Origin of the sequence: Microbacterium sp. PI-1, assembly GCF_004337555.1 — a bacterium.
In the GTDB taxonomy this organism is placed as follows: Bacteria; Actinomycetota; Actinomycetes; order Actinomycetales; family Microbacteriaceae; genus Microbacterium; species Microbacterium aurugineum.
This window is the reverse complement of the sequence record NZ_SJYZ01000052.1, coordinates 1-5,268: the sequence shown is the minus strand read 5'-3', so window position 1 is coordinate 5,268 and position 5,268 is coordinate 1. Positions and strand designations below refer to the sequence as shown.

Sequence of the window (5,268 nt, the reverse complement as noted above, 5' to 3'; positions counted from 1 at the left end):
GGTCGGTGGTGTCGGGGCCGAATCGCCAGGTCTGGGGAAGGCGGAGGCGGGCAACGTCGTCGCCGTGGGCGGCGATGAGGGCGGCGGGAGCGGGGTTCTGCGGGCCGGTGGTGAGGGTTTCCCAGCGGCGGGTGGCTCCGGTGACGACGGGGTCGATCTGTCCGGGGTCGCCGACGAGGACGAATTGGTCGGCGATGCCGCCGAGTGCGCCGAGGTCGCCGAAGGTGAGTTGGTAAGCCTCGTCGACGAGCAGCACGTCGAAGTGGGCGGTGCGGTTGGCGGGTACCCAATGCCAGCGTGCGGTGGTCGCGACGATGACGCCAGCGCCGGGGCGCAGGCTGCGCGAGCTGGTCAGGGTGACGGTGCTGTCGAGGTCACGCGGGCGTCCCTTCTCGGCGTCTACGTGCAGGACGGTAGGGGTGCCGGTGGCGGCGGTGCGGTTGGCGACGTCCACGGCCTGGGCGCGGGTCTGGGCGGCGATCGCGACGGTCATGCCAGCGCGGGTGTGGAGTTGGTGGGCGAGGTTGGTGATGAGGTGGGTCTTGCCCGCGCCCGGAGGGGAGTCGATCACCACGGCGGCGTCTCCGCTCCACACGGCGAAGAGTGCGCGCGCGAGGGTCGGGTTGCGTAGGTGCTCAGTGGCGCTCGCCGGCTTCGCCGGGGCGGCGGTCGGCGTGGGTGTGGTGCCGGGTGCCTTCTTCATGGTCGGTGCCTCCCGTAGTGATAGTGAATGTGACATTCACAGACTACGGGAGGCCTCCGACATTCCGATCAGTCATCGGCTGCGGCCACGATCACGTCCAGGGGCGCGTTGCCGCGGCGCGTGACGGGCTTTCCCCGTCCGGCGATCCAGTTGTTTCCACGGCGGTAGCCGAGTGCGGCGAGACTGCGCGCGTTCGCCTGCATGTGCGGATCGACACGGCGCGGGCGCAGAGTCACCCGCTCGCCGGGTTGGCCTGCCTTCGACCGCTTCGGGATGCCCTCGACGGTGATGGTCAGCCTGGCGTTGGTGTCGATGTTCGCGGTGGCGATGCTGCCGCTCAGTGCGTCGGTGCGGCCCGCGTGGATCGGCTCGCCCAGCCACCCGGTGATCTTCGTGTCCACGCGGAGGCGGCTCAGCGGTCGGTCGGCGGCGATGACGGCGGTGTCCTCGGTGCGGGTGAGGACTGTGCCGGGGACGACCGTGCCGTCGTGGGATGCGGCAAGGGCGACGAGGGGGTCGTCCAGCCGGATCGAGTCGAACCATTCGACGGCGTGCGAACGGGCGATGAGTCCCAGGGCGGCATCCTGCCGTGAGTCCCTTGCCCACCAGGGGCGACCGGCGCCGATGCGCTTGACGTAGCGCTGCCATGAGGCGGTGTCCAGCACGCTCGCGTCGAGCAGGCCGGGGAGAGTGTGACCGGATGCCGTGAGGCGGGCGAGGTCGAGCAGCAGGTGCGGGCCGGTGGACTCGATGCCGAGCCATTGCGCCCACGTCGCGGGTTCGAGCTCGCGGTCGGGATGCACGCCGAGCGCCCAGCGTCGGCGTGCTGCGTCGGTGGCGATGTGCACCGCATCGGAGCCGGGGAAGTCGGCGCGCTCGTCCCACCACCCGATGACCGGCGAGGCATCCGCGTCGGGGTAGGCGCGAGCGAGGGCGGTGAGGATTGCGAGGTCGCGGCCGGTGCCGACGATGAGGGGCCGGCGAGGGTCCGTCATCGTCGCGCCGAGCGCAGCCAAGGCTTCCAAACCGGCCCGGTCGCTGCCCGCGTGCGTCACGTCGCCGTCTGTCGCGGTGATGTAGACGCGCTCGCCGTCGCTGTCTACGGTCACCGCGATGCCGCCTAGCGGCGGGATCGCGGGTGCGTACAGGGCGACCTCGACGGCCCTGCCAGAGTGCTCGGCGCGCAGCCGAGCGCCGAGCGTGAACTGCGCGAGGCTCATCCGGACACCTCGACGGCACGCTCGGGGATCACGGTGTCAGGGGCTGCCCACCCGGCCCGGATCGCGTCAGGCGTTGCCGTTGCGGGTGTGCCGTCCCGGAGGTCGGCCAGCACTGCGGCGAGGTCGGTGCCCGCCGCGGCGCAGATCCGCTCCGCAAGGGCATCCAGAGCGACCCCGGAGGGGCGGCGGGCGCTCATCGCGCCGCCGCCCGCTCCTGGCGCACTTCGTGTTCCAGACGGGTCACGGAGGGCATCGGGATCGGCAGACCCTCGTGCCGGATCGAGAACCACCGGCGCAGCGCCTCGGCGGTGATCGCCTCCCGCTCGGCCATGTCGCCGCGGATGCGTCGCGCCTCATCGCTCGTCGGCTCGAGTTCGCTCACCCGGTGGCGCTCGATGAGGCGGACGTATGAGCCCGAAGGCTCCTGGCCGTCATTGCGTGCCTTGAACTCTTCGATGATTTGGTTGCGAAGTGACATGGCAACCCCTCCTAGCGATAGTGAATGTGACATTCACACTCTAGGAGGGGCCTCCGACATTGGACCCGCTCAGCCGGTGGGGACGTGGATCGCACGCGCCCATGCGGGCACGCGGCTCATGCCGTGCTCGCGAGTGAGCACGGCGATCAGCCGCGAGCGCCCCGGTGAGTCGGGCCAGGGGGTGTCTCCATCGGTGAGCACGACCGTCACGTCCGGGGTCGGCTTGAGCGCTTCGGCAGCGGTGATCCCGACGCGCATATCGGTGCCGCCCCCGCCGATCAGTTGCACGTCGCGAGCGTTGCGGACGTGGCGAGCGGACGCGGCCGCGGCGTCGCACGCGATCACCCGGACGGTGCCGCCCACGGCTTTGAGGACGCCGCTGACCTCCGCCAGCGCCGTGTCGAGGTCGGCCTTCGTCATGCTCCCGGACGTGTCCACCACGACGGCGGCGGTGACGCGGGGAGCGCGCATGGCGGGCGTCACGATCTGGGGGAGGCGGCGGCGTCCGGGTCGCGTGTAGGTGTAGGTGATCCGGCCCGCGGTGAGGGCCGCGGTGCGGCGCACCATCCCGGCGAGCACCTTCCGCCACGGCACGCTGGGTGCTCGCAGCTCGTCGCTCGCCCAGCGCGCCATGCCAGCCGGGACGGTGCCGCGTCCCTGAGCGATTGCATCCCGCACGTCGTGTGCGACCTTGCGGCGGGTGATGGTCACCTGGCCGTCGTCCAGCCCCGGCGTCTGTGGGTCGTCCAGGCCCGGCTCCCAGTCCTGTACGGGGTCGCCCGCGCCCGATCCGCAACCGACCTCGGTCTGCGGCGGCTCGGGCGTGAGCACGCCGTAGTAGACCTCTTCCACGCCGCCCTCATCCATGCCGAGCGCGGCAGGGGTGACGACCCACTCGGGCAGCGGAAGGCCAGCCGCGAGCAGGTCGTCGTTGATCGCGGCGTCGGTGGCGTAGTTCCACCGCGTGTGATCGACCGGGCCGGGAAGCGACTCGGCCCGTCCGGCGTGGTCGCGCACAAGGTGGCAGACCTCGTGCACGAGGACGGCACCGGCCACGACCGGCCCCCACTCGGTGAGCGTGACGGGATCGACGTAGAGCCGCCAGTGGCGATCCACGGCGAACGTTGCCAGCCCCTCGGCGGCGACCGGTCGCGCGGTGAACAGGGCGTGCGCGAGGTAGGGCGCGGACTCGACTGCCACCAGACGAGCCGCGGCCAGCGCGCGGCGTTCGTCGTCCGTCAGCGCGCGGATCGTCGGGTTCATGCTGCAACCTCCTGGGGGATCAGTCCGGCTTCGGTGAGGATCGCCAGGAACGCCTTCGCGCTCGACGGCGGGTTGGTGCCGGTAGGACGGGACTTGAGCAGCGCGCGAGCATTCGCCGCCGCCACGTCCTGCAAACCGGCACCCGCCGCGACCGCGAGCGGTGCCCACGCCGACAGCCAGCCCGTCTTGGTGCCGTTCGCGGTTGCGTAGGCGGTGACGGCGGTGAGGGTCGCCCACGCGCGGGACGGTTCGAGGGTCGCCCACGACACCGACTCGGGATCGGCCAGCACGTCGGCGGGGTCAGGGAGGTCATTCAAGGACCGCCAGGCGATGTACTCGGTCGCGGCCCCCTCGCCCACCAACCCGCTCGCGGCGAGCAGGGTGGCCGGGGTGTCGCCGGGGTCCAGGAACGCCAGCACGTCAGCGGTCATCGTCCACGTTCGGTGCGAGGGCCATGCGCGCCCGCTCGCCGCGTCGTCCTGGGGGAGAGCGTGCAGCAGATCGGGGCGGGTGCGGATGAACGACGCGACCTCGGCACGGCTCGCGGCGCGAAGGATCGGGGAGTAGTCCAGCACCCGCCCGGAGGCGGCGACCCGGAACCCGGTGGTCATTCCGTCGATCCAGTCGTCGGTAGCCGGCGTGTGGTCGATGTGCAGGAACCGGTTCGCCATGGGCGCGGCCAAGTCCCATCCGTCCGCGGCTTGCTCGGGCGGGTTCGCCGCCGCCACGATCCGCACGCCTCGCGGCAGAGCGAGATCGCCCACCACCCGATCCAGCACCACCCGGAGGGCTGCGGCCTGCACCGCGGGCGGGGCGGTGGTCAACTCGTCGAGGAACAGATAGCCCTCGTCTGCGGCGGCGAGCCGGGTGGCCCACGCGGGGGCCGACAGCGCGACCCCCGCGTCCTGTACGACCGGGAGGCCCGCAAAGTCAGCGGGCTCGCGGAGAGAGGCGATCACCGTTTCCATCGGCAACCCCTCCGCCTCGGCCAGAGCACCCAGCAGTGAGGACTTGCCGATGCCCGGCTTGCCCCACAGCAGGACGGCGACACCCGCGCGCCCCGCGGCGCGCATCACGGTCAGCAGGGGATTGGTCTGGCGGTTCAGGGTGGGAAGTGACGCGGTCATGATGGGCCTTTCTCAGAAGTCGAAGTCGTTGGTGTTGCGGACCAGGGCTCCGAACTCGGAGCCGTACCGTGCGTCGTAGTACTGAGCGACCCGCTCCTGGGCCGCGGCCTGAGCGTCCCGCTGGCGCGTTGCCGCGGACTTGTCGATGCGAAGCGCTCGGCTGATGTTGGGTTCCACGTCGTCCTCCCGGGACTGGTAGTGAATGTGACATTCACAATCTACGAGGGGCCTCCGACATTGGGACACGCGAGCCAGATCGGCAAGGGCGCGCAGCGCCTCAGAGCCGCGGGCTGGGGGAGCGGGAGCAAGAGCCAAAGCGGGACCAGGGTGGCGGAACCCCTGCGCAGGATCGAGCCGCAGGCGCGCAGCGCCGCAGGCCGTGCCCGGACCACCGGAGGGGCCGCGCAGCGGTCCCGCACCCCGCGCGGCAGCGCCCGGCCTGCCGGGCGCTCGTCCCTGCGAGCGCAGCGAGCGGAG

At 71.8% G+C, this 5,268-nt stretch carries 7 protein-coding genes; all 7 read right to left on the bottom strand.

Annotated features, from left to right (window positions below):
• Positions 1-703: AAA family ATPase (locus E0W80_RS18975; RefSeq protein ID WP_165875519.1), on the bottom strand; the 703-nt coding region annotated here is incomplete at its 3' end.
• 68 nt (positions 704-771) lie between these two features.
• Positions 772-1,923: a hypothetical protein gene (locus E0W80_RS18970; RefSeq protein ID WP_067121497.1), complete on the bottom strand. Its 1,152-nt coding sequence runs from the start codon at positions 1,921-1,923 to the stop codon at positions 772-774.
• On the bottom strand, positions 1,920-2,120 hold the full coding sequence (locus E0W80_RS18965) for a hypothetical protein (RefSeq protein WP_067121498.1): 201 nt from the start codon (positions 2,118-2,120) through the stop codon (positions 1,920-1,922). The genes E0W80_RS18970 and E0W80_RS18965 overlap by 4 nt, the downstream gene beginning before the upstream one ends.
• Complete coding sequence (locus E0W80_RS18960) at positions 2,117-2,401, bottom strand: hypothetical protein (protein WP_067121500.1); 285 nt, start codon at positions 2,399-2,401, stop codon at positions 2,117-2,119. The genes E0W80_RS18965 and E0W80_RS18960 overlap by 4 nt, the downstream gene beginning before the upstream one ends.
• Positions 2,402-2,470: 69 nt before the next feature.
• Positions 2,471-3,664, bottom strand: coding sequence for a VWA-like domain-containing protein (locus E0W80_RS18955; protein WP_067121502.1), 1,194 nt, complete (start codon positions 3,662-3,664; stop codon positions 2,471-2,473).
• Positions 3,661-4,791 (bottom strand): MoxR family ATPase, encoded by a 1,131-nt coding sequence (locus E0W80_RS18950; protein WP_131494541.1) that lies wholly within the window; start codon positions 4,789-4,791, stop codon positions 3,661-3,663. The genes E0W80_RS18955 and E0W80_RS18950 overlap by 4 nt, the downstream gene beginning before the upstream one ends.
• 12 nt (positions 4,792-4,803) lie before the next feature.
• The gene (locus tag E0W80_RS19265; protein ID WP_157560201.1) at positions 4,804-4,968 is read right to left on the bottom strand and encodes a hypothetical protein; all 165 of its coding nucleotides are present in this window, start codon (positions 4,966-4,968) and stop codon (positions 4,804-4,806) included.
• Positions 4,969-5,268: the final 300 nt, after the last annotated feature.

Bases quoted from the DNA above. Each gene is read 5' to 3' on its own strand.
- E0W80_RS18965 (WP_067121498.1), bottom strand. From the start codon at position 2,120: ATGAGCGCCCGCCGCCCCTCCGGGGTCGCTCTGGATGCCCTTGCGGAG.
- E0W80_RS18960 (WP_067121500.1), bottom strand. From the start codon at position 2,401: ATGTCACTTCGCAACCAAATCATCGAAGAGTTCAAGGCACGCAATGAC.
- E0W80_RS18970 (WP_067121497.1), bottom strand. From the start codon at position 1,923: ATGAGCCTCGCGCAGTTCACGCTCGGCGCTCGGCTGCGCGCCGAGCAC.
- E0W80_RS18955 (WP_067121502.1), bottom strand. From the start codon at position 3,664: ATGAACCCGACGATCCGCGCGCTGACGGACGACGAACGCCGCGCGCTG.
- E0W80_RS18950 (WP_131494541.1), bottom strand. From the start codon at position 4,791: ATGACCGCGTCACTTCCCACCCTGAACCGCCAGACCAATCCCCTGCTG.